Annotated in this window: 17 protein-coding genes and 4 tRNA genes; 12 read left to right on the top strand and 9 right to left on the bottom strand. The window is 71.7% G+C overall.

Annotated features, from left to right (window positions below; translation table 11 throughout):
* Window positions 1-24: 24 nt before the first annotated feature.
* Window positions 25-1983, top strand: a complete 1959-nt coding sequence (dxs, locus tag AC1RSJ_RS14930; RefSeq protein ID WP_493119226.1) for a 1-deoxy-D-xylulose-5-phosphate synthase — start codon at window positions 25-27, stop codon at window positions 1981-1983.
* 235 nt (window positions 1984-2218) lie between these two features.
* Window positions 2219-3760 (top strand): MDR family MFS transporter, encoded by a 1542-nt coding sequence (locus AC1RSJ_RS14925; RefSeq protein ID WP_493119225.1) that lies wholly within the window; start codon window positions 2219-2221, stop codon window positions 3758-3760.
* Between the two features lie 90 nt (window positions 3761-3850).
* Here the strand turns inward: AC1RSJ_RS14925 and AC1RSJ_RS14920 are convergent, their stop codons facing one another.
* From AC1RSJ_RS14920 to AC1RSJ_RS14905, 4 genes are all read right to left on the bottom strand, one after another.
* Entirely contained in the window at window positions 3851-5992 is a 2142-nt protein-coding gene (locus tag AC1RSJ_RS14920) for a 3-hydroxyacyl-CoA dehydrogenase NAD-binding domain-containing protein (RefSeq protein ID WP_493119224.1), read from the bottom strand.
* A gap of 2 nt (window positions 5993-5994) precedes the next feature.
* Window positions 5995-7197, bottom strand: a complete 1203-nt coding sequence (locus AC1RSJ_RS14915; protein ID WP_493119223.1) for a thiolase family protein — start codon at window positions 7195-7197, stop codon at window positions 5995-5997.
* 78 nt (window positions 7198-7275) lie between these two features.
* Window positions 7276-8517, bottom strand: coding sequence for a ribonuclease D (locus tag AC1RSJ_RS14910; protein WP_493119222.1), 1242 nt, complete (start codon window positions 8515-8517; stop codon window positions 7276-7278).
* A 9-nt stretch (window positions 8518-8526) separates the two neighbouring features.
* Complete coding sequence (locus tag AC1RSJ_RS14905; RefSeq protein ID WP_493119220.1) at window positions 8527-9114, bottom strand: DUF3000 domain-containing protein; 588 nt, start codon at window positions 9112-9114, stop codon at window positions 8527-8529.
* A gap of 69 nt (window positions 9115-9183) precedes the next feature.
* Here AC1RSJ_RS14905 and AC1RSJ_RS14900 point away from each other — a divergent pair, with 69 nt between their 5' ends.
* Complete coding sequence (locus tag AC1RSJ_RS14900) at window positions 9184-10434, top strand: alpha/beta hydrolase (protein ID WP_493119219.1); 1251 nt, start codon at window positions 9184-9186, stop codon at window positions 10432-10434.
* On the opposite strand, the gene AC1RSJ_RS14895 is transcribed toward AC1RSJ_RS14900, so the two are convergent.
* Genes AC1RSJ_RS14895 through AC1RSJ_RS14885 form a run of 3 tightly spaced genes read right to left on the bottom strand, consistent with a single transcriptional unit; the run spans window position 10404 to window position 12497 of the window.
* The gene (locus AC1RSJ_RS14895) at window positions 10404-11132 is read right to left on the bottom strand and encodes a dihydrofolate reductase family protein (RefSeq protein WP_493119218.1); all 729 of its coding nucleotides are present in this window, start codon (window positions 11130-11132) and stop codon (window positions 10404-10406) included. The genes AC1RSJ_RS14900 and AC1RSJ_RS14895 overlap by 31 nt on opposite strands.
* On the bottom strand, window positions 11129-11587 hold the full coding sequence (locus AC1RSJ_RS14890; RefSeq protein ID WP_493119217.1) for a SufE family protein: 459 nt from the start codon (window positions 11585-11587) through the stop codon (window positions 11129-11131). The genes AC1RSJ_RS14895 and AC1RSJ_RS14890 overlap by 4 nt, the downstream gene beginning before the upstream one ends.
* A 7-nt stretch (window positions 11588-11594) precedes the next feature.
* On the bottom strand, window positions 11595-12497 hold the full coding sequence (locus tag AC1RSJ_RS14885) for a sulfurtransferase (RefSeq protein WP_493119216.1): 903 nt from the start codon (window positions 12495-12497) through the stop codon (window positions 11595-11597).
* A 136-nt stretch (window positions 12498-12633) separates the two neighbouring features.
* Between AC1RSJ_RS14885 and zapE the strand changes: the two genes are divergently transcribed.
* The 4 genes from zapE (at window position 12634) to AC1RSJ_RS14865 (ending at window position 16785) form a co-directional block, all read left to right on the top strand.
* A complete protein-coding gene (zapE, locus tag AC1RSJ_RS14880; protein WP_493119215.1) occupies window positions 12634-13671 on the top strand; it encodes a cell division protein ZapE in 1038 nt (345 codons plus the stop codon).
* Between the two features lie 189 nt (window positions 13672-13860).
* Window positions 13861-15141, top strand: coding sequence for an ammonium transporter (locus AC1RSJ_RS14875; protein WP_493119214.1), 1281 nt, complete (start codon window positions 13861-13863; stop codon window positions 15139-15141).
* Between the two features lie 138 nt (window positions 15142-15279).
* Window positions 15280-16356: a hypothetical protein gene (locus tag AC1RSJ_RS14870; RefSeq protein ID WP_493119213.1), complete on the top strand. Its 1077-nt coding sequence runs from the start codon at window positions 15280-15282 to the stop codon at window positions 16354-16356.
* Between the two features lie 9 nt (window positions 16357-16365).
* The gene (locus AC1RSJ_RS14865; protein WP_493119212.1) at window positions 16366-16785 is read left to right on the top strand and encodes an ester cyclase; all 420 of its coding nucleotides are present in this window, start codon (window positions 16366-16368) and stop codon (window positions 16783-16785) included.
* A 70-nt stretch (window positions 16786-16855) separates the two neighbouring features.
* Here AC1RSJ_RS14865 and AC1RSJ_RS14860 read toward each other — a convergent pair.
* Window positions 16856-16928: transfer RNA gene (locus AC1RSJ_RS14860), tRNA-Val, on the bottom strand.
* A gap of 149 nt (window positions 16929-17077) precedes the next feature.
* Here AC1RSJ_RS14860 and AC1RSJ_RS14855 point away from each other — a divergent pair.
* The 3 genes from AC1RSJ_RS14855 to AC1RSJ_RS14845 all read left to right on the top strand — a co-directional run bounded on the left by AC1RSJ_RS14855 (window position 17078) and on the right by AC1RSJ_RS14845 (window position 17384).
* Window positions 17078-17149 (top strand) — tRNA-Gly (locus AC1RSJ_RS14855).
* Window positions 17150-17184: 35 nt separating this feature from the next.
* A tRNA-Cys gene (locus AC1RSJ_RS14850) sits at window positions 17185-17255 on the top strand.
* A 57-nt stretch (window positions 17256-17312) separates the two neighbouring features.
* Window positions 17313-17384, top strand: a tRNA-Val gene (locus tag AC1RSJ_RS14845).
* Between the two features lie 200 nt (window positions 17385-17584).
* Here AC1RSJ_RS14845 and AC1RSJ_RS14840 read toward each other — a convergent pair.
* Entirely contained in the window at window positions 17585-18565 is a 981-nt protein-coding gene (locus tag AC1RSJ_RS14840) for a hypothetical protein (RefSeq protein ID WP_493119211.1), read from the bottom strand.
* A 153-nt stretch (window positions 18566-18718) separates the two neighbouring features.
* On the opposite strand from AC1RSJ_RS14840, the gene AC1RSJ_RS14835 reads away from it, so the two are divergent.
* Window positions 18719-18994: a hypothetical protein gene (locus tag AC1RSJ_RS14835; protein WP_493119210.1), complete on the top strand. Its 276-nt coding sequence runs from the start codon at window positions 18719-18721 to the stop codon at window positions 18992-18994.
* Between the two features lie 360 nt (window positions 18995-19354).
* Complete coding sequence (locus AC1RSJ_RS14830) at window positions 19355-19786, top strand: hypothetical protein (RefSeq protein WP_493119209.1); 432 nt, start codon at window positions 19355-19357, stop codon at window positions 19784-19786.
* The last annotated feature ends 180 nt before the right edge of the window (window positions 19787-19966 follow it).

Below are 19966 nucleotides of genomic sequence, written 5' to 3'. Positions count from 1 at the left end.
CGCGCGGCGCGTACCCTGGATGCCATGTCGCTGCTCGATCGGATCTCCGGACCCCGAGATCTCGATGATCTCGACCGCGACCAGCTCGCGGAGCTCGCCGCCGACATCCGGCGGTTCCTCGTCACCGAGGTCTCGAAGACGGGCGGTCACCTCGGCCCGAACCTCGGCGTCGTCGAGCTCACCATGGCGATCCACCGGGTGTTCGACTCGCCCCGTGACGCCATCGTCTTCGACACGGGCCACCAGAGCTACGTGCACAAGCTGCTCACCGGCCGCAAGGACTTCACGCACCTCCGCGAGCGGCACGGCCTCGCCGGCTACCCCCAGCGCTCCGAGTCGGAGCACGACATCGTCGAGTCGTCGCACGCCTCCAGCTCGCTGAGCTGGGCCGACGGCATCGCGCGCGCGTTCGCGATGACCGGCCAGGGCGACCGCTACGTCGTCGCCATGGTCGGCGACGGCGCGCTCACGGGCGGGATGACGTGGGAGGCGCTGAACAACATCTCCGACGACAACAGCCGCCGGCTCGTGGTCGTCGTCAATGACAACGGCCGCTCCTACGCGCCGACGATCGGCGGCATGGCGCGCTTCCTGAACACGGTCCGGACGCGCCGCGCCTACCGCGACCTCTACCACTCGAGCCGCCGCTTCGCGGGGATGTTCGGGGCCCCCGGCCGCGCGATCTACCGCGGCCTCCGCGGCGGCATGCACGGCTTCCTGGCGCGCTTCTCGAACAACGAGGCGCTGTACTCGAACCTCGACATCAAGTACATCGGGCCGGTGCACGGCCACGACCTGCGCGGCCTCGAGGAGGCACTGACCCAGGCGAAGGACTACGACGCCCCGGTGATCGTGCACGTCATCACCGAGAAGGGCCACGGCTTCGAGCCGGCCGTGCGGGATGCGGCCGACCAGTTCCACAGCGTCGGGCAGATCGATCCCGACACCGGGGAGCCGATCGAGGCGCCGTCGAAGCCGTCGTGGACGAGCGTGTTCGCCGACGAGATCGTCGAGCTCGCCGAGCGCGACCCGCGGATCGTCGGCATCACCGCCGCGATGCTGCGCCCGACGGGCCTGCACCGCTTCGCCGAGCGCTTCCCCGAGCGGGTGTTCGACGTCGGCATCGCGGAGCAGCACGCCGTGACCAGCGCCGCCGGCCTCGCGTTCGGCGGACTGCACCCGGTCGTCGCGCTCTACGCCACGTTCGTGAACCGCGCCTTCGACCAGATCCTCATGGACGTCGCGCTGCACCGCGCCGGCGTCACGTTCGTGCTCGACCGCGCCGGCGTCACCGGGCCGGACGGCCCCAGCCACCACGGCATGTGGGACCTCGCGATCCTGCAGGTGGTGCCCGGCATCCGCCTCGCCGCGCCGCGCGACGCGACCCGCCTGCGCGAGGAGCTCGCCGAGGCGGTCGCGGTCGACGACGCCCCCACCGTGCTGCGCTTCTCGAAGGGCTCCGTCGGCAGCGAGTTCGACGCCGTGCGGCGCACCGACGACGGCGTCGACGTGCTGCGGGAGGCGCCGCACCGCGACGTGCTCATCGTGACGGTCGGGCCGATGGCGAAGCTCGGGATGCAGGTCGCCGAGCGGCTCGGCGCGCAGGGGATCGGCGCCACGGTCGTCGACCCTCGCTGGGTCGTGCCGGTGCCGCGCAGCGTGATCGAGCTGGCCGGGCAGCACCGGCTCGTCGTCACGATCGAGGACGGCACCCGAGTCGGCGGCATCGGCACCCGCGTTCGGCAGGACCTCCGCGACGCCGGCGTCGACACCGCGGTCTCGGAGCTCGGCCTGCCCGACGAGTTCCTGCCGCACGGCTCGCGCGACGGGCTGCTGGCGGAGGTCGGACTCACCGATCAGCAGATCGCCCGCGACATCGTGTCGCAGGTGCTCGGCACTCGCCTGCCGTACGCGCGGCCGCTGCCGGGGGAGCGCGAGCTCACCATCGAGCCCAGCGAGACCGCCGCCCCCCTCGAGGACTGAGCCCGGACGCTCCTCCGCCGTCGGCAGATCGGCGGTTGCGATGTCGGACGTCCGCGATAGCATATGTGGACAGTGTGAACATCGGCGACGGGGCCCGACTCGCGACCGGCGGATGAAATCTCCGTCGGTTCGGGAATCCGTCGCCGATCAGCTGTGTTGCCCCACGAGCCGCGCGGGACTCCATGCCGGAGCCCGCCCAGCCGCCCCGATCTCCCGCCGACCAGAGGAGGACCGCGTGTCCGAGAAGACCGTCGACGACCAGCCGGACACGTCAGCCGTGCCGGTGCAGAGCGCCGAGGCCGTGTCGGCCGCCGCGGATGCCAAGGCCATCGCGCGGCGCAACGCCACCGCGATCGGGCTGCTGCTCGCCTCCGTGTTCGTCGTCTTCCTCAACGAGACGATGATGAGCGTCGCCGTGCCGGACATCATGAAGGACCTCGGCATCACGCCGAGCCAGGGCCAGTGGCTGACGACCGCGTTCGCGCTGACCATGGCGGTCGTGATCCCGATCACCGGGTTCCTGCTCCAGCGGCTCAACACGCGGCCGGTGTTCATCACCGCGATGACGCTGTTCGGCCTCGGCACCCTGCTCGCCGCGACCGCGCCGACGTTCGGCGTGCTCGTCATCGGCCGCGTGGTGCAGGCGAGCGGCACGGCGATCATGATGCCGCTGATGATGACGACAGTGCTGAACCTCGTGCCGCTGTCCGACCGCGGCCGCATCATGGGCCGCATCTCCATCGTCATGTCGATGGCCCCGGCGATCGGCCCGGCCGTCTCCGGCCTGCTGCTGCAGGTCGTGCCGTGGCGCGGGCTGTTCTGGGTGATGCTGCCGCTCGCGATCGCGGCACTGGTCGTCGGCCTGGCCCGCATCCCGAACGTCGGCGATCCCCGCAAGGTGCCGCTCGACGTGCTGTCGGTCATCGTCTCGGCGATCGGCTTCAGCGGCTTCGTGTTCGGCCTCAGCGAGTTCGGCGCGGCGGCCGAGGGCAAGGAGATGCTGCCGGCCGGCATCCCGCTCGCGATCGGCGTCGTGTTCCTCGTCGCCTTCGTGCTCCGGCAGCTCCAGCTCCAGCGCACCGACTCGGCGTTCCTCGACCTGCGCACCTTCACGTCGTCGACGTTCACGAAATCGGTGCTCGTGCTCTCGGTCTCGATGATCGCGCTGTTCGGCGTCGTGATCGTGTTCCCGATGTACGTGCAGACGGTGCTGAAGCAGGACACCAGCGTCGTCGGGCTCATCCAGCTGCCCGGCGGACTCGTCATGGGACTGCTCGGACCGCTCGTCGGCCGGCTCTACGACCGGTTCGGCGCGCGGCCGCTGCTCATCCCCGGCTCGATCATGGTCAGCGCCGCGTTCTGGGTCATGACGACCTTCGGCGCCGAGACGCCGCTCTTCATGGTGCTCATCGCGCACATCATGCTGAGCCTGGGGCTCGCGTTCCTGTTCACCACCGTGTTCACGCTCGGCACGTCGGCGCTGCCGCCGCACCTGTACTCGCACGGCAGTGCGACGATCGGCACCATCCAGCAGGTGGCCGGCGCGGCCGGCGCGGCGATCTTCATCGCGTTCCTCGCGATGGGCACGGCCGCGGCGGGCGCCGCGACCCCGGAGACGGCCACGCCGCTCGAGCTCGCCGACGGCGTGCACCTCGCGTTCCTCACCGGCGCGATCATCTCGCTCGTGCCGATCGTGATCGCGTTCTTCACCCGCACGCCGAAGACGCCCGAGCTGTCGGATGAGGAGCTGGCCGCCCGCGGCGGCGCGCACCACTAGCCGCGGCGAGCACCGCCGGCCCGGCGCCCCGCAACGAGAGAGCCCGGGATCCGCCAGGATCCGGGGCTCTCTCGTGCTCGCGCCGCCCGGTCAGTCGACCCCGACGATGCGCGGGTGGTGGAAGGTGTCGCCGAACACCCGCTCCGAGGCGCCGACGCGGTCGAGGTACGGCGTCAGGCCGCCCATCTGGAACGGATAGCCCGCGCCGAGGATGAGCCCGAGGTCGATGTCCTCCGGCGCGCCGACGACCGCGTCGTCGACGAGCATCCGGTGGATCTCGTCCGCCAGGCCGTCCTCGAAGCGCAGCCGCAGCTCCTCCGCGGTGTACGGGGTGGCGCCCTTCGGCACGTGCCGCTTCACGATCGCGGCGGCCTTCGGGTCGACGCCCTTGACGCGGCCCTTGCCGTCCTTCTCGTAGATGCGGCCGAGCTCCGCGAGCTCGTGCAGCGCCGGGCTGTCGAAGAACCGGTCGGGGAACGCGGCGTGGTGCGTGTCGAGCACGTGCGCGCCGACCGTGAGGCCGACGAGCTCGAGCAGCACGAACGGGTCCATCGGCAGGCCGAACGGCTTCTGCGCCTCGACGACGGTCTCGAACGGCGTGCCCTGCTCCACGGCGTGCATCGCCTCGCCGAGCACCTTCGCCAGCACGCGGTTCACGACGAAGCCGGGGGTGTCCGCGGTGATGATCGCGGTCTTCCGGAGCGCGGCGGCCGTCACCATGGCGGTGCTCAGCGCCTCGTCGGTGGTGTGCACCGTCCGCACGACCTCGATGAGCGGCATCACCGCGACGGGGTTGAAGAAGTGGAAGCCGACGAGCCGCTCCGGATGCGCCAGCTCCGCGCCGATCTGCTCCACCGACAGCGACGACGTGTTCGTCGCGAGGATCGCGTCGGGGGAGATGTGCTGCTCCACCTCGGCGAACACGGCGCGCTTGACGCCGAGCTCCTCGAAGACCGCCTCGATGACCCAGTCGCAGTCGGCGAAGTCCGCCTTGTCGACGGTGCCGCTGACGAGCCCGCGCAGCTTGCCAGCCTCGTCGGAGTCGATGCGCCCCTTCGCGAACAGGGCGTCGATCTCGCCGCGGATGTAGTCGAGCCCCTTGTCGACGCGCGCCTGGTCGAGGTCGGTGATGACCACGGGCACCTGGAGGCGGCGCACGAACAGCAGCGCGAACTGCGAGGCCATGAGGCCGGCGCCGAGCACGCCCACCTTCGTGATGCGGCGGGCGAGCGACTTGTCCGGCGCGCCGGCCGGCCGCTTGCCGCGCTTCTGCACGAGGTTGAACGCGTAGATGGAGGCGCGGAACTGGTCGCCCGAGATGAGGTCGGCGAGGGCCTCGTCCTCCGCGGCGAAGCCGGTCTTCCGGTCGGTGCCCGCCGCGGCCCTGAGCAGCGCGAGCGCGCGGTACGGGCTCTTCGGCACCGTGCCGATGCGCTCCTTGAGCATCTTCTCGGCGACGCCGATCGCGATGGGCCACTTGGTCTTGCGCTCGATCAGACCCGGCTCGTTCTTGCGCTTCACCTTGATCGCGCCGGAGAGCACCTGGTCGGCCCACACCAGCGAGTCCTCGAGGAAGTTCGCCGGCCCGAACATCGCGTCCGCGATGCCGAGCTCGAACGCCTGTGGGCCCTTGAGCATCCGGTTGTTCTTCAGCGGGTTCGAGATGACGACCTCGAGGGCGTTCTCGATGCCGATGAGGTTCGGGAGCAGCCAGGCGCCGCCCCAGCCCGGGATGATGCCGAGGAACACCTCGGGCAGCGCGAACGCCGGCACCGACGAGTCGATCGTGCGGTACGTGGCGTTGAGCCCGATCTCCACGCCGCCGCCGAGCGCCAGCCCGTTGATGAACGTGAAGGACGGCACGCCGAGGTCCGCGAGCCGGCCGAGCGTCTGATGCCCGAGCTGCGCCATCGCGAGACCGGTGTCGCGGTCCGGGATCTCGCCGACCTTCGACAGGTCGGCGCCGGCGGCGAGGATGAACCGCTTGCCGGTGATGGCGACGCCGTCGATCTCGCCGGCGGCCGCGCGGGCCTTCAGCTCGTCGAGCCGCTCGCCGAGCTCGAGCATCGTGTTCGGGCCCAGCGTCGACGGGCGCGTGTGGTCGCGGCCGTTGTCGAGGGTGATCAGCGCGAGAGTGCGTCCGGAGGGGAGGGGGATGTCGCGCACGTAGGAGTGCGTGACCACCTCGTCCGGGTCGAGCTCCGCCAGTCGAGTGAAACGGGGGTCGGTCACGCTCAGCCCTTCTTCTTCCCGGTGTAGTGCGGGTTCTCCCAGATCATCGATCCGCCCTGGCCGAGGCCGACGCACATCGCGGTGAGGCCGTAGCGCACCTCGGGGTGCTCGGCGAACTGGGCCGCGAGCTGGATCATGAGCCGGACGCCGGACGACGCGAGCGGGTGGCCGATGGCGATCGCGCCGCCCCACTGGTTCACCCGCGGGTCGTCGTCGTCGATGCCGAAGTGATCGAGGAACGAGAGCACCTGCACGGCGAACGCCTCGTTGAGCTCGAACAGCCCGATGTCCTCGATCGAGAGCCCGGCCTTCCTCAGCGCCTTCTCGGTCGACGGGATCGGCCCGATGCCCATGACCTCGGGCTGCACGCCCGCGAAGGCGAAGCTGACGAGCCGCATCTTGACCGGCAGGCCGAGCTCCTTCGCGGCGGCGGCGGAGGCGATGAGCGAGACCGTCGCGCCGTCCGTCAGGGGCGACGCGTTGCCCGCGCTGACCCGGCCGTGCGGGCGGAACGGCGTCTTCAGCGCCGCAAGGCCCTCCATCGTCGTCTCCGGGCGCATGCCCTCGTCGCGGGTGGCCAGGCCCCAGCCGGCCCCGCTCGCGATCGCGACGGGGACGAGATCCGGCTGGATCTTGCCGGCGTCGTAGGCCGCGGCGACCTTCTGCTGGCTGCGCATGCCGAAGCGGTCCGAGCGCTCCTTCGTGAGCTGCGGGAACCGGTCGTGCAGCCGCTCGGCCGTCATGCCCATGTTCAGGGCGTCGGCCGAGACGAGCTTCTCGGCGAGGAACCGCGGGTTCGGGTCCGCGTCGAGGCCCATGGGGTGGCGCCCCATGTGCTCGACGCCGCCGGCGATGCCGAGGTCGTAGGCGCCGAACGCGATCGCGCCGGCGATCGTCGAGACCGTCGTCATGGCGCCGGCGCACATCCGGTCGACCGCGTAGCCGGGCACGCTGAGCGGCAGGCCGGCGAGGATCGCGGCCGTCCGGCCGAGGGTGAGCCCCTGGTCGCCCTGCTGCGTCGTCGCGGCGATGGCCACGTCGTCGATGCGGTCCTTCGGGAGGTCGGGGTGGCGCTCCAGCAGCCCGATCATCGCCTTCACGATGAGGTCGTCAGACCTGATGTTCCAGAACTGACCCTTCTCTCCGGCGCGTCCGAACGGGGTGCGTACCCCGTCCACGAACACGACGTCCTGCGATGCGGCCACGGTGCCTCCAAGTCGTCTCGAGATCGAGATCCAGCCTAGGAAGACCGCTGAGAGCGCGCTGAATCGGTTGGGCCGTTCCTACGAAGCCTCGTCGGCCTCGTCCTCGACCGTTTTGTGGGCTTCCGCAAAGGCACGGGCGATCGACTGTGCGGTTGCCTCAATCTGCCACGGTCGCGCGCCCGCCGCCGCGAGGGCCTCGCCGATCGCCTCGGGGGTGGACGGCTCCGGCGGCTGCCAGGCGAGCCGGCGGAGGAGCTCGGGCGTGAGGAGGTTCTCAACCGGGATCGCGAGCCCGGCCGACAGCTCCGTCATGGCGCCGCGCGCGGTCTTGAGGCGGGCATCCGCGTCGGGGTTGCGATCCGACCAGGAGCGGGGCGGCGGCGGTCCGTGCTCGCCGGGGGCGCGCAGCGGCGGCACCTCCTCGATCACGTGCCCGGCCTCGATCGCCGACCACCAGCGGTCGATCTGCGACCGGCTGGCGCGGCCGGAGAAGTCCTTCATCGCGGCCAGGTCGCGCTTGCTCGCCGGCATGGTCCGGGCCGCCGCGGTGATCGAGGCGTCGGGTACCAGGCGGCCGGGCGCGGTGTCGATCTCCTGCGCGTACGAGTCGCGGGCCTCCCACAGCGACTTCGCGACGGCGAGCTGCCGGCTCGTGCGGAGGCCGTGGATGCCCGACAGCCGGCGCCAGGGCTCCGGTCGCACGGGGGCGCCGCGCTCGAGCGTCGCCTGGAACTCCTGCCGGGCGAACTCGAGCTTGCCCTGCTCCTCGAGCAGGCCGGCCACCGCGTCGCGGAGGTCGACGAGCAGCTCGACGTCGAGCACGGCGTAGAGCAGCCAGCTCTGCGGCAGCGGCCGGGTCGACCAGTCGGCGGCCGAGTGCTCCTTGGCGAGGTGGATGCCGAGCAGCTCCTCGACGACGGTGCCGAGGCCCACCCGCGGCAGGCCCGCGAGGCGCGCGCCGAGCTCGGTGTCGAAGATGCGCACGGGATCGAGGCCGACCTCGCGGAGGCAGGCGAGATCCTGGCTCGCCGCATGGAGCACCCACTCCTCGTCGCGGATCACGTCGGCGAGGGCGGAGAAGTCGCCGATCGCCGGCGGGTCGAACAGGAAGCTGCCGGAGCCGCGGCGGAAGACCTGGATGAGGTAGGCGCGCTGCGAGTAGCGGAAGCCGGAGGCCCGCTCGGCGTCGACCGCGACCGGCCCCTCGCCGCCCCGGATCGCCTCGACGGCGGCCGCGAAGCCGTCGGCATCGGCGATGACCTCGAGCGGCGGACGCGGCTCAGCGGGTCCGTCGATCACCGACTCCGGCTCATCTGTCACCGCTTCAGGCTACTCACGACCCGCGCGGCGCGGGGACAGCATGCTCACGCCGTCGGTCGTGGGGGGCAGGCCGGCCAGCATGCAGAGCAGATCGCTCCACGCCTCGACGTGCGCGCCGGCGAAGTCGTCGAGCGGCGTCCAGGAGGCGCGGAGCTCGAGCTCGGCGCCGTCGCCCTGGCCTGAGAGCTCCCCGTAGCCCGTCGACAGCGACTTCGTCGCGGTGCCGCTCGCGTTGGTGTAGCGCGCACCGCGGGCGTCGAGCGCATCCTCGAGCCACGACCAGGCGACGTCCGCGACGAACGGGTCGTTGCCGATGTCGGTCTCCAGCGGCGCCTGCGCGTAGGCGACGACTCGGAATGCGCCGCCCCAGGCCGCCGGCTCCTCCGGATCGTGGAGCAGCACGAGCCGTCCGGTGCCGAGCACCGAGTCGACGGCGTGCCGGGAGGGGCGCACGTCGGCCGAGAGCGCGAACGCGCGCGGGGCGAGCGAGGTCGGCGCCGCGATCTCGGTGATCGTCAGCTCGGGGCGCGTCAGTGCCGCACGCACCCGGCCGACGGCCGCGTCGAAGCGGTCCTCGGCGATCAGGCTGTCCTCCACGGGGGAAGACTAGGGTTCTGACGGGGGAGCGGCCCCGTGACACACCGGCGGCCGCCCGGGGAGGACGACATGGCACGACGAGCGCGCCGCGCTGCGGCCGTCGTCGGCACCGTCGCACTTGGGCTCGCGGGCGCCGCGGCCCTGACCGGCGCCGCCGCCGCGGCGGTCAGCGTGATCGTCGCGCGCACGATCGTCACCCCGCCGGTGCGCCGTCCCGACGACGTGCGGATCCTGGCCTCCGGCCGCGCCGGCGTCACCCTCTCCGCCGACGCGGAGACGGTCGTACCCGGGCGCTACGGGCTCTTCTTCTCGCACGGCACCGGCTACGCCCGACTCGGCGAGGTCGTGGGCCGCGGACCGGACTGGGTCACCCGCGCCGTCGACGAGGTCGTCACCGGCGACCTCGACACGGCCCGGGGCGGGCGCTGGAGCGGCTGGTACCACCTCGGACCGGCCGACCTCGGCTTCCCGTGGGAGGACGTGGCGATTCCGACCGAGTTCGGCGACCAGCCCGCGTGGCTCGTCCCGGCGGAGCCGGAAGATGGGCATGGTCCGGCGGAGCGGGACGATGGGCATGGTCCGGCGGAGCCGGATCCGACCGGCCGCTGGGCGATCCTCGTGCACGGCCGCGCCGTGACCCGCGCGGAGACCCTGCGTGCCGTGCGGCCGCTGCGCGAGGCGGGCTGGACCACGCTGCTCATCAGCTACCGCAACGACCCGGAGTCGCCCGCGAGCCGGGACGGCCGCTACGCCCTCGGCGACCGCGAGTGGCACGACGTCGACGCCGCGATGCACTGGGCCGTCGAGCGGGGCGCCGAGGAGCTGCTGCTGCTCGGCTACTCCATGGGCGGCGCCACGGTGCTGCAGGCCGCCGCGCGCTCCGAGCTCCGCGACCGGGTCTCGCGGCTCGTGCTCGACTCGCCCGTGATCGACTGGAAGGACGTGATCGCCCGCCAGGGCGAGGTGCGCCGCCTGCCGCCGGCCGTCATCCGCTCGGTGCCCGGGCTGCTCGGCACGCCGCTGACCGGCCGCGCGACCGGCCTCGCCGCGCCGGTCGACCTCGCTCGGCTCGACTGGGTGTCGCGCGCGGCGGAGCTCCGACTCCCGACGCTGCTGCTGCACAGCCGCGGCGACGGCTTCGTGCCGTCCGGCCCGTCGGAGCGGCTCGCCGCCGCACGGCCGGACCTCGTCGAGCTCGAGCTGTTCGACACGGCGCAGCACACCCGGCTCTGGAACTTCGATCCCGAGCGGTGGGAGCGGGCCGTGCGCGAGTTCGCGACCGGCGACGCTCAGGCCCCGACGGGCCGCCAGCGGGCGTAGAGGCCGCCGGCGTCGTCCGCGAGGAGTGCGGCGAGGGCCAGCTCGCGAGCCTGGGCGCCGCCGAGGACCGGAGTGCCGGTGGCGGCGATCCGCGGGCTGGTCGACAGGCAGATCTCGTCGACGAGCCCGGCGTCGAGCAGCTGCGCCGCCAGGTTCGGGCCGCCCTCGCAGACGATGGACTCCCGGCCCTCCGTGCGCAGCGCCTCGAGGGCGGTGGCCGGGTCGACGCGGCCGGCGTCGTCGGGCAGCCGGAGGAACTCGACGTCGACACCGGCCGGCAGCGTCTCGCGGGCGCGCTCCTCCGCCGCCGCCGGACCGAGCACCGTGAGCCGGAGGTCCGGCCGGTCCTCGGGCACGCGCGCGCCGCGGAGGTCGCCGGATCCCGTCAGCACCGCGAGGGCGCAGGTGCGGGGGATGAGGTAGCCCTCGGCGCGGAACGACTCCGCGCCGATGAGCACGGCGTCCGCGACGGCGCGATACGCCCGCAGCAGCGCGCGGTCCGCGGCGTTCGAGAGCGTCTCCGAGGTGCCGTCCGAGCCTCGCGCGCTGCCGTCCACGCTCGCGATGAGGTTGAGGCGCGTCCAGGGCGTGCGCGGCGGGGCGCAGAGCGCCCGGACGCGGTCGCGCGCGCCGTCCGCGGCCAGGTCGACCGGCGCGCGGTCGGCGCCGTCGGCCGGCAGCAGCGGCGTGAGGATCACGCGGCGGCCCGCTCGCGGACCTGGCGCTGGATGCGGCCGAGCATGCCGAGCATGCCCCGGATGCGGAGCGGGCTGACCGCCTCCGAGAGCCCGAGCGTCAACGGGTAGTCGGCCGGAACGGCCAGGGCCTCGTCGACCGTGAGCCCGTCGAGGCCCTGGGCGAGGATCGAGGCGAAGCCGCGCGTCGTCGGCGCCTGCTCGGGCGCCGTCGCGTGGAGGTGGATCCGCCGCTCGTCGTCGATCTCCGTGAAGATGAACACCGGCGACTGGCACTCGACCACCCGCTCGAGCAGGTCGGGGTGGTCGGCGTAGCGCTCCGGCAGGGGCGGCAGCTCCCGCGAGAACTCGAGCAGGAGCTGCAGGCGCTCGGGCACCGGGATCGCGAGGAAGTCCTCGCGGATCTCCGTCAGCGCCTCGGGCAGCGGCGCTGCCGCGGCGCCCGTGTCGTCGCTCATCGCGGCCTCAGCGCGCCGCGAGGGCGCCCGGCTCGGATCCCGTCACGATCGGCACCCGCACGGCGCTGCCCCACTCGGTCCAGGAGCCGTCGTAGTTGCGCACGTCGTCGAAGCCGAGCAGGTGCTTCAGGGCGAACCAGGTGTGCGCGCTCCGCTCGCCGATGCGGCAGTAGGCGATCACCGGGCCGCCGGGCTGCAGGCCGGCGCCGTCGAGGTAGATGCCGCGCAGCTCGTCGACGCCCTTGAACGTGCCGTCCTCGGCCACCGCCTTCGCCCACGGCACGTTGCGCGCCGTCGGGATGTGGCCGCCGCGCAGGGCGCCCTCCTCCGGATACGCGGGGGCGCTGGTCCGCTCGCCCGAGAACTCCTCCGGGGAGCGCACGTCGATGAGCGGCACCTCGCCGATCACGGCGAGCACGTCGTCCCGGTAGGCGCGCAGCACGCGGTCGTCGCGCTCGACCACCGGGTACTCGACCGCGGCCGGGGCGGAGGCCTCCGTCGTGTACTCGCGGCCCTCGGCCTCCCACTTGGCGCGGCCGCCGTCGAGGAGGCGCACGTCGTCGTGGCCGAACAGGCTGAACACCCAGAGCGCGTACGCCGCCCACCAGTTGTTCTTGTCGCCGTAGATCACGACCGTGCTGTCGCGGGCGATGCCCTTGCCGCCGACCAGCGCGGCGAAGCCGGCGCCGTCGACGTAGTCGCGCACGACCGGGTCGTTGAGATCGGTGTGCCAGTCGATCTTCACCGAACCGGGGATGTGGCCGGTCTCGTAGAGCAGCACGTCCTCGTCCGATTCGACGACGACGAGACCCGGGTCGCCGAGGTGCTCGGCGAGCCACTGGGTGGTCACGAGCCGCTCGGGGTGCGCGAAGCTCTGCAGGGCGGGGGAGGCGTCGGCGGGGACGGGCATGGGTGCTGCCTTCTGATCGATGGGGCTCCTGGCCCCGCGGGTACAGTTGATCCGCGATCCAACCTAGCCAGTGCGTCTGAGGCCCGCCGGAGTGCCGTAAGAGTGCGACATCGATCCCGATCGGGAAGCGCGGAACATGACATCCGACCAGCAGGTCTCCTTCCCGTCGCTGCGCGACCGCTCCTCCGCCATGACGGGCGAGGAGATCGCCGCGTCGCTCGTGCCGCCGCGGCAGTTCCAGGACGCGAGCCTCGAGAACTACCGCCCCGACGACGAGTACCCGTCGCAGGCGCAGGCCGTGGAGCGGGTGCGGGAGTTCGCGTCCACCTGGACCAGCCCGCGGGGCTTCTTCGCCCGGCGCCGCGCCCGTGAGACCAAGCCGGGCCTCTACCTCGACGGCGGCTTCGGCGTCGGCAAGACCCACCTGCTCGCGGCGCTCTGGCACCTCGCGCCCGGTCGCAAGTACTTCGGCACGTTCATCGAGTTCACCGCGCTCGTCGGCGCGCTCGGCTACCAGAAGACGGTCCGCACGCTGAGCGGCGCCTCGCTGCTCGCGATCGACGAGTTCGAGCTCGACGACCCGGGCGACACGATGATGATGTCGCGGCTGCTCGGCGAGCTGGTCGAGTCCGGCACCCGCATCGCCGCCACCTCGAACACGCCGCCGAACGCGCTCGGCGAGGGGCGGTTCGCCGCGAGCGACTTCCTCCGCGAGATCTCCGCCATCGCCGACCGCTTCGACATCCTCCGCATCGACGGCGTCGACTACCGACGTCGCGAGGTGTCCGGCTCCGCCCTCGCGCTGCCGGACGACGCGGCCGTCGACGCGGCGCTGTCCGCGGACGGCGGCGAGCTCGCGGCCGACCGGTTCGACGACCTGCTCCACGCCCTCGCAGCGATCCACCCGTCGCGGTACGTGCGCCTCGTCGACGGGCTCGACGCGATCGGCATCCGCGACGTCCGCACGCTCGAGGACCAGTCGGATGCGCTGCGCTTCGTCGCGATGGTCGACCGCCTCTACGACGCGCAGGTGCCCATCCGCGCGAGCGGCGTGCCGCTCGACGAGGTCTTCGGGGCCGACATGCTCGCGGGCGGCTACCGCAAGAAGTACCTCCGCGCGGTCTCGCGGCTCGTCGCGCTGACGGCAGGGGATTCCCGGGCGCCTCGCGCCTGACCGGCACCGTCCCGAAATCTGCTTTTTACCTGGGCGACCCTCGCGTAACACGCGCGAAACACGGGGACGACGGCGGCGAAACACCGCGCCGGGAGACTGCCTGCGTACCAAGAGCGGTCCGCCCGATCCCGTTCAGCACCAGATCTGCACCCCCGGGCGTCGCTACCCCTGACGAGAGGTGAAAGATCGATGTTGTCCCAGGTGGTGAGTGCGGCGGCCTATGAGACGCCGCTGAACTCGCTGTGGCTGCTCGTCGCGGCTGCGCTCGTGCTGCTGATGACCCCCGGTGTCGCGTTCTTCTACGGCGGCATGGTCCGCGCGAAGAGCGTGGTCTCCATGATGATGATGAGCTTCGGCGCCATCGCGCTCGTCGCGGTGCTGTGGGTGCTCTACGGCTACTCGATGGCGTTCACGTCGGGCAGCGACTGGCTGATCCCGCACGTGCTCGGCAACCCGTTCACGAACGCGGGCCTGATCCCGCAGCTGACGGCCGTCGACGGCGGACCGGACCTCAACGCGCTCGCGTTCGCCGGCTTCCAGGCGACCTTCGCGATCATCACGGTGGCCCTGATCTCCGGCGCCATCGCCGACCGTGCCAAGTTCGGCTCCTGGATGATCTTCGCGGGCATCTGGGTCACGATCGTCTACTTCCCCGTCGCGAGCTGGGTGTTCAACTTCACCCTCGGCGACAAGGGCCTCACCGACGGCGGCTGGATCGTCTACGGCCTGGGCGTGAACGACTTCGCCGGCGGCACGGCGGTGCACATCAACGCCGGTGCCGCGGGTCTCGCACTGGCGCTCGTGCTCGGCAAGCGCGTCGGGTTCGCGAAGGGCATGGCCAAGCCGCACAACGTGCCGCTGACCCTGCTCGGCGCCTCGCTGCTCTGGTTCGGCTGGTTCGGCTTCAACGCCGGATCCGAGGCCGCCGTCGACGGCATCGCCGCCCTGGCGTGGATCAACACCCTCGCCGCCCCGGCCGCCGCGACGCTCGGCTGGCTCATCGTCGAGAAGATCAAGGACGGCAAGCCCACCTCGATCGGCGCCGCCTCCGGTGCCGTCGCGGGCCTCGTCGCGATCACCCCGGCGTGCAACATCCTCACGCCCTTCTGGGCCATCGTGCTCGGCATCCTCGCCGGCGCGGTCTGCGCCCTGGCGATCGACCTCAAGTTCAAGCTCGGCTTCGACGACTCGCTCGACGTGGTGGGCATCCACCTCGTCGGCGGCATCATCGGCACGCTCTACATCGGCATCTTCGGCACCGGCATCGGCCTCATCGACACCGGCAGCCTGAAGCAGCTCGGCGCGCAGGCCGTCGGCGCCTTCGCCGTGCTGATCTTCTCCTTCGTGGTGACGTTCATCATCGGCTGGGTCATCCAGAAGACGATCGGCTTCCGCATCACGAACGAGGACGAGGTCGCCGGCGTGGACACCATGGTCCACGGCGAGGAGGGCTACGCCCTCGCCGAGTGAGCACGATCGGATGAGCGCGGCCGGGTGAGCCCGGTCGCGTGAACCCGGCGGAGCGATCCGCGAACACAGCACGCATCGGGGTGCCGTCTCTCAGGAGGCGGCACCCCGATAGCGTGTGCGAGGAGCACGGGAGGCGCGATGGATCCGGCAGCAGCGGTGGCCGCCGCCGCGGCGATCGCGCTCGCGGCACTCGGGGCCGTGCTGCTCCGGGTCGGGCCGCGGCAGGTGCTCTGGACGGCCGTGCTCACGCTCTGCGCCGTCGTGATGACGACGGCGCTCGGCGGCCTCACCGGCGTGCTGGCGCCGACGATCGCCGTGTCGATCTCCGTCGGCGCCGCCCCGATCGGCATCGCGCTCTCGGCCGCCGCCCGCGCCGCCGAGGTGCCCCGCGTGCTCGCACTCGTCGCGGCCGGGCTGTGGGGCGGCATCCTCGTGCCCGCGGCGCTGGTCGGCCCGCAGGCCGCCGTGCGGCTCTGCCCGCCCACCACCTGCGTCGTGTCCGACTTCGGCGGTGCGCTGGCGCTCGTCGTCGGCCTCGGCGCCTTCCTGCTGGTGCCGGCCTCCCTCATCCGGATGCCGGACTCCGCCGCGATCGCGCCCCGGCCGCGCGGTACGCAGCTCGCGCTGGCGCTGGCGGCGTGGGCGGCGTTCGCCGTGTGGCTCGCCGCGCTCGAGGGCGCCGTCGACGAGTACACGCCCCGGCTGCTGCTGGCGGCCGTGCTGGCCCCGGCGGCCGGCGCGATCGGCTGGCTGCTCGTCGACCGCATCCGCGGCATCGACGCCACGCTGGGCCGCGCGCTGCGGCTGGGGCTGCTCGCGGGGGCCGGGGGAGTGATCGGCCCCGTCGCGGACATCACGACGCCCTATACGCCCCTGCTCGGGCTCATCTGCGGCGTCGCCGGCGCGCTGACGCACGACGCGCGCGGCCTCGCCCGCGCGCGACCGGCCGTCCGGGGCGCGGTCACCGCGATCGTCGTCGGCACCATCGGGCTGGCGGGCACCGGCATCCTCGGCCAGGCGCTCGGCTTCGTCTTCGCCGCGCGCGTCGATGTGCTCGGCACGCAGCTGCTCGCCGTCATCGCGACGATCGCGGTCGGCGTGCTGCTCTCCGCACCGGTGACCGTGCTGGCCGGACTCGCCCGGCCGGCGTCGCCGGACCCCGCGCGCCCTGGGCGTCGCCGGGGAGCCGGAGGAGCGTCGTCCGCGTCCCGGTAGACCGGACGCATGACCGGAACCCGGGACCGCAACCTCCAGGCCCAGCAGCACGTCGGCGAGCTCCTCGTCGCCCGCGAGATCGATCGCCTCGGCGAGGTGTTCGCCGAGGACGTGGTCGATCACGATCCGGCTCCCGGCGCGCCGTCGGGCGTCGCCGGCATCCAGGCGTTCTGGCGGGACTTCTTCGCCGCCTTCCCCGACGCGGAGGTCGAGCCGCTCGTGGTGTCGGCCGACGACGAGCACGTCACGGCCGTCTTCGACATCTCCGCGACGCACACCGGCGACTTCCAGGGCCACGCGCCGACCGGCCGGCGGTTCCGCATCCGGGGTATCCAGGTCGGCCGCTTCGAGGACGGGAAGCTCGTGGAGCGGTGGGGCTCCAGCGACGAGCTCGGCCTGCTCGGGCAGCTCGGACTGCTCCCGGCCTGACCTCCGGCGCTCCGCACACGACGAAGCCCCCGGGCACCGCTCTCACGAGCGCTGCCGGGGGCTTCTGCGGTGGGCGATACCAGACTCGAACTGATGACCTCTTCGGTGTGAACGAAGCGCGCTACCAACTGCGCCAATCGCCCGCTCCGGACGATTCTGCCACATCCGGAGCCCGGTCCGAGACGCGGACACCGGGCGGCGGGACCGCGGCGACGCGCCGCGTCGTCACCGGTTTTGCGTCGCTCTGGCGATCGGGTACAGTCGTTCGAGCACCGGGAAACCGGCGCGAAATGCGGATGTGGCGCAGTGGTAGCGCATCACCTTGCCAAGGTGAGGGTCGCGAGTTCGAATCTCGTCATCCGCTCGAGTGAAGGCTCACCGGTCCTTCGGGCCGCTCCTGGTGGCGTGGCCGAGAGGCGAGGCAGCGGCCTGCAAAGCCGTCCACACGGGTTCGAATCCCGTCGCCACCTCACTCTGTTGAACGGCATCACGCTGAACGACACGGACAACTCAATTGCTCTTGATGAGCGCGATTGGCGCAGCGGTAGCGCGCTTCCCTGACACGGAAGAGGTCACTGGTTCGATCCCAGTATCGCGCACTGATCAAAACCCCCGACGTTCCGGGGGTTTTGTCGTATCCGGGCACGTATCGCCGGTCGCGTGCAATCCACGTGCAATCCGGGCGCGAAGTTTTGGTCTGCAACATGCGGATCGACCGATCGGTAGCGCCGGGTGCCGCCGCCGGATGACAGCCCGGCTATGAGGGCTTCGCTGCTTTGGATCGGTGCTCCCGCGGGACTCACCGATCGAGCGGGTGCGGCCAACCCGCGGCTCCGGCCCGCGCCAGGATCAGGTCGCGCACGAAATAGATCATCGGCCCGCCTAGGTCACGGACGGTGTCTGTCGACGGGCGGGCTGCGCCGACGCTTGCGTGCACGAGCTTGCTCCGCACACGGTAGGCGTGACGGAAGAAATCGGCGGCGGACTGCTCGCCATATCGACGCGGATCGAGCGTCGCTGCGAGCTTGCGGCCTGCCGCGCTGATCGACTCCAAACGCAGATCCTTGATCGCGCCCTGCAAGCTCGCGCGTTCGCTGGGATCGACGTCTGTCCGAGCGGCGAGCTGTGTGGCGAACCCCTGCACCAGATCGAGCGCGACTCCTTCGCGCGGCGCTCGTTCGATCAGGGCCTCGACCGCGGACATGAGCATGAGGAATCGAGCGTCCGCGTCGCCGGCGACGCTCTCCGCGATGCAGTAGAGGTCGAACGCGAGCATCGCGCGCTCGTCCGGGACTAGCCGCTCGTGGTACGCGCGCCGGATCGCTGCCGTGGTCGCGGGTCCATTCCGAATCGCGGTTCCGTTTGCCTCGAACCGGCCCCAGACCGGAGTGGGATCCTCGGGAACGACCAGCAACCCGGGCTGATCGCCGTAGACGCGCACGGCACCACCCACTGCATCTGCTGCGGCCTGCATGAAGCTCTCCGAGAGCGTGGTGCCACCGCGGGGTGATCGCGATTCGAGGTTGGCAGGAGTCAGCTCCGCCATACAGCCGATCGCCAGCGCGTGAACCCAGCGCTGCCCCTCAGAGCGCGCATCGTCCTCGGAGGCGTAGCCCTCGCCGCGGAGAGCGAACCGCTCCGCGTCTACGACGTTCCCGTCATGCGCGCCCCGGATCACCACGCGACCGACAGGTCCCTCGCTGAGCACGATCTCGCGCTCGGGATGCCCGATCCTGTTGCCTTCGGCGATTTGGAACCGGTGGCGAAACATGAACGTCATGCGAGTCTCACGAGCCCGCACGACGGGCATTCCTAGCGCGGCGCGGCCGACGTGCCGGCGACCTCCATCTGCACAAGGCACTGCGGGCGGCTCGGCGTCTCGGGCAGATCGTCCATGACCTCTACGTACGATCGCGCCGTGGACAGTCGCTACATGCGCGAGCACATGGACGTTTCGAGGAGCCTCGAGAGAGTACTTATGGAGCGTCGGCCGCTCCCCGTGCGGCTGTGGGTCGCATCCGGCGTGCTGGCAGCGATCGCAGTCGCACTCGGCCTGGGTCTCTGGTGTCTCTGGTACGTCGACGCCGTGGCGGCTGCCCTCGCGACCTATGTCGCCGGTTTGATCGCCGACGAGACCATGCGTCGCCGAAAGCGACGCGCGGAGGAGCGAGGGCTACGCGACCAGCTGCGCTACTACGAGTCCCGCTAACGCTTCCCGTTAGGCGCGCTTGATCGGCTGCGCTGCGGCATCGTCGCGAGGTGCGCCTGCCAGGCGGCGACGGATGCCTCGTCGCCAGTCGGCCATTCTCCGATCGGCTCGCGCGCACCGCGCAGCGTCACCTCGTATCGGCCCGGCCCGCGCCACCGGATGTGCGCGTAGGGCTCCGCGCTGCGACCGTTCCGGCAGGCCCACATGATTGGGAATGCGTTGCCCCGCGGGTGCCAATCGACCGGCACGCTGACCTCCATCTATTGATGCCCCGGCCAGCGCTACCACCGTAGTCGTGCGCGCCGACGGTGCGACATGATGCTTGTCGCACGTCGGAGATGTCAGGGAGAGTGACCGCCCATGGCCCTGTTTGGGTTCGGTAAGAAGAAGAAGATGCCCACGGATGCGAAGTCCGTGGCATTCCGTGGTGCCTGGGTTGCCGCCAACGCGATCCAGGCAACCTACGACCACGAGGTCACATTCGTGATCGATGACATCGAGTACGTCGACCGCGCGACGTCTGATCTCGCAGCGACGGGCACCGTCGACGACAAGCGCGACACTCTCGCCATGTTCGCGATGCTGCTCGGCGAGATCATGGTGCGGAACGACGGTGCCGAGTGGGTCGACCTCGACAAGAAGCAGCGCGCCGAGTACGGAGTGGCGGTCATGCTGAAGCTCCCCTCGGGTCTCCTCGCGAATCCGATCGGTGCGGTCTTCCGGAACGCGGAAGACCCGACGCGTTCGGCTGTCGCGTTCCGTGAGCAAGCTCTCCAGCTCAAGAAGTCCTGATCTAGAGCAAGCTCTTCCACTCCTCTGCGACGCCCGCGCGCACCTCGGCCGGGAGCGACGCACCGCTGGTGCCGACGCACCGCTGATGCCGACGCACCGCTGATGCCGACGCACCGCTGATGCCGACGCACCGCTGATGCCGACGCACCGCTGATGCCGACGCACCGCTGATGCCGACGC

The organism is Schumannella sp. GW821-FHT10F01 (assembly GCF_058809295.1).
This window is presented reverse-complemented; position numbering and strand designations above follow the sequence as displayed.

Coding starts and splice junctions, on each gene's coding strand:
- AC1RSJ_RS14835 (WP_493119210.1), top strand. CDS start 18,719: ATGCGCGAGCACATGGACGTTTCGAGGAGCCTCGAGAGAGTACTTATG.
- AC1RSJ_RS14840 (WP_493119211.1), bottom strand. CDS start 18,565: ATGACGTTCATGTTTCGCCACCGGTTCCAAATCGCCGAAGGCAACAGG.
- AC1RSJ_RS14830 (WP_493119209.1), top strand. CDS start 19,355: ATGGCCCTGTTTGGGTTCGGTAAGAAGAAGAAGATGCCCACGGATGCG.
- AC1RSJ_RS14865 (WP_493119212.1), top strand. CDS start 16,366: ATGACCGGAACCCGGGACCGCAACCTCCAGGCCCAGCAGCACGTCGGC.
- AC1RSJ_RS14900 (WP_493119219.1), top strand. CDS start 9,184: ATGGCACGACGAGCGCGCCGCGCTGCGGCCGTCGTCGGCACCGTCGCA.
- zapE (WP_493119215.1), top strand. CDS start 12,634: ATGACATCCGACCAGCAGGTCTCCTTCCCGTCGCTGCGCGACCGCTCC.
- AC1RSJ_RS14885 (WP_493119216.1), bottom strand. CDS start 12,497: ATGCCCGTCCCCGCCGACGCCTCCCCCGCCCTGCAGAGCTTCGCGCAC.
- AC1RSJ_RS14890 (WP_493119217.1), bottom strand. CDS start 11,587: ATGAGCGACGACACGGGCGCCGCGGCAGCGCCGCTGCCCGAGGCGCTG.
- dxs (WP_493119226.1), top strand. CDS start 25: ATGTCGCTGCTCGATCGGATCTCCGGACCCCGAGATCTCGATGATCTC.
- AC1RSJ_RS14875 (WP_493119214.1), top strand. CDS start 13,861: ATGTTGTCCCAGGTGGTGAGTGCGGCGGCCTATGAGACGCCGCTGAAC.
- AC1RSJ_RS14870 (WP_493119213.1), top strand. CDS start 15,280: ATGGATCCGGCAGCAGCGGTGGCCGCCGCCGCGGCGATCGCGCTCGCG.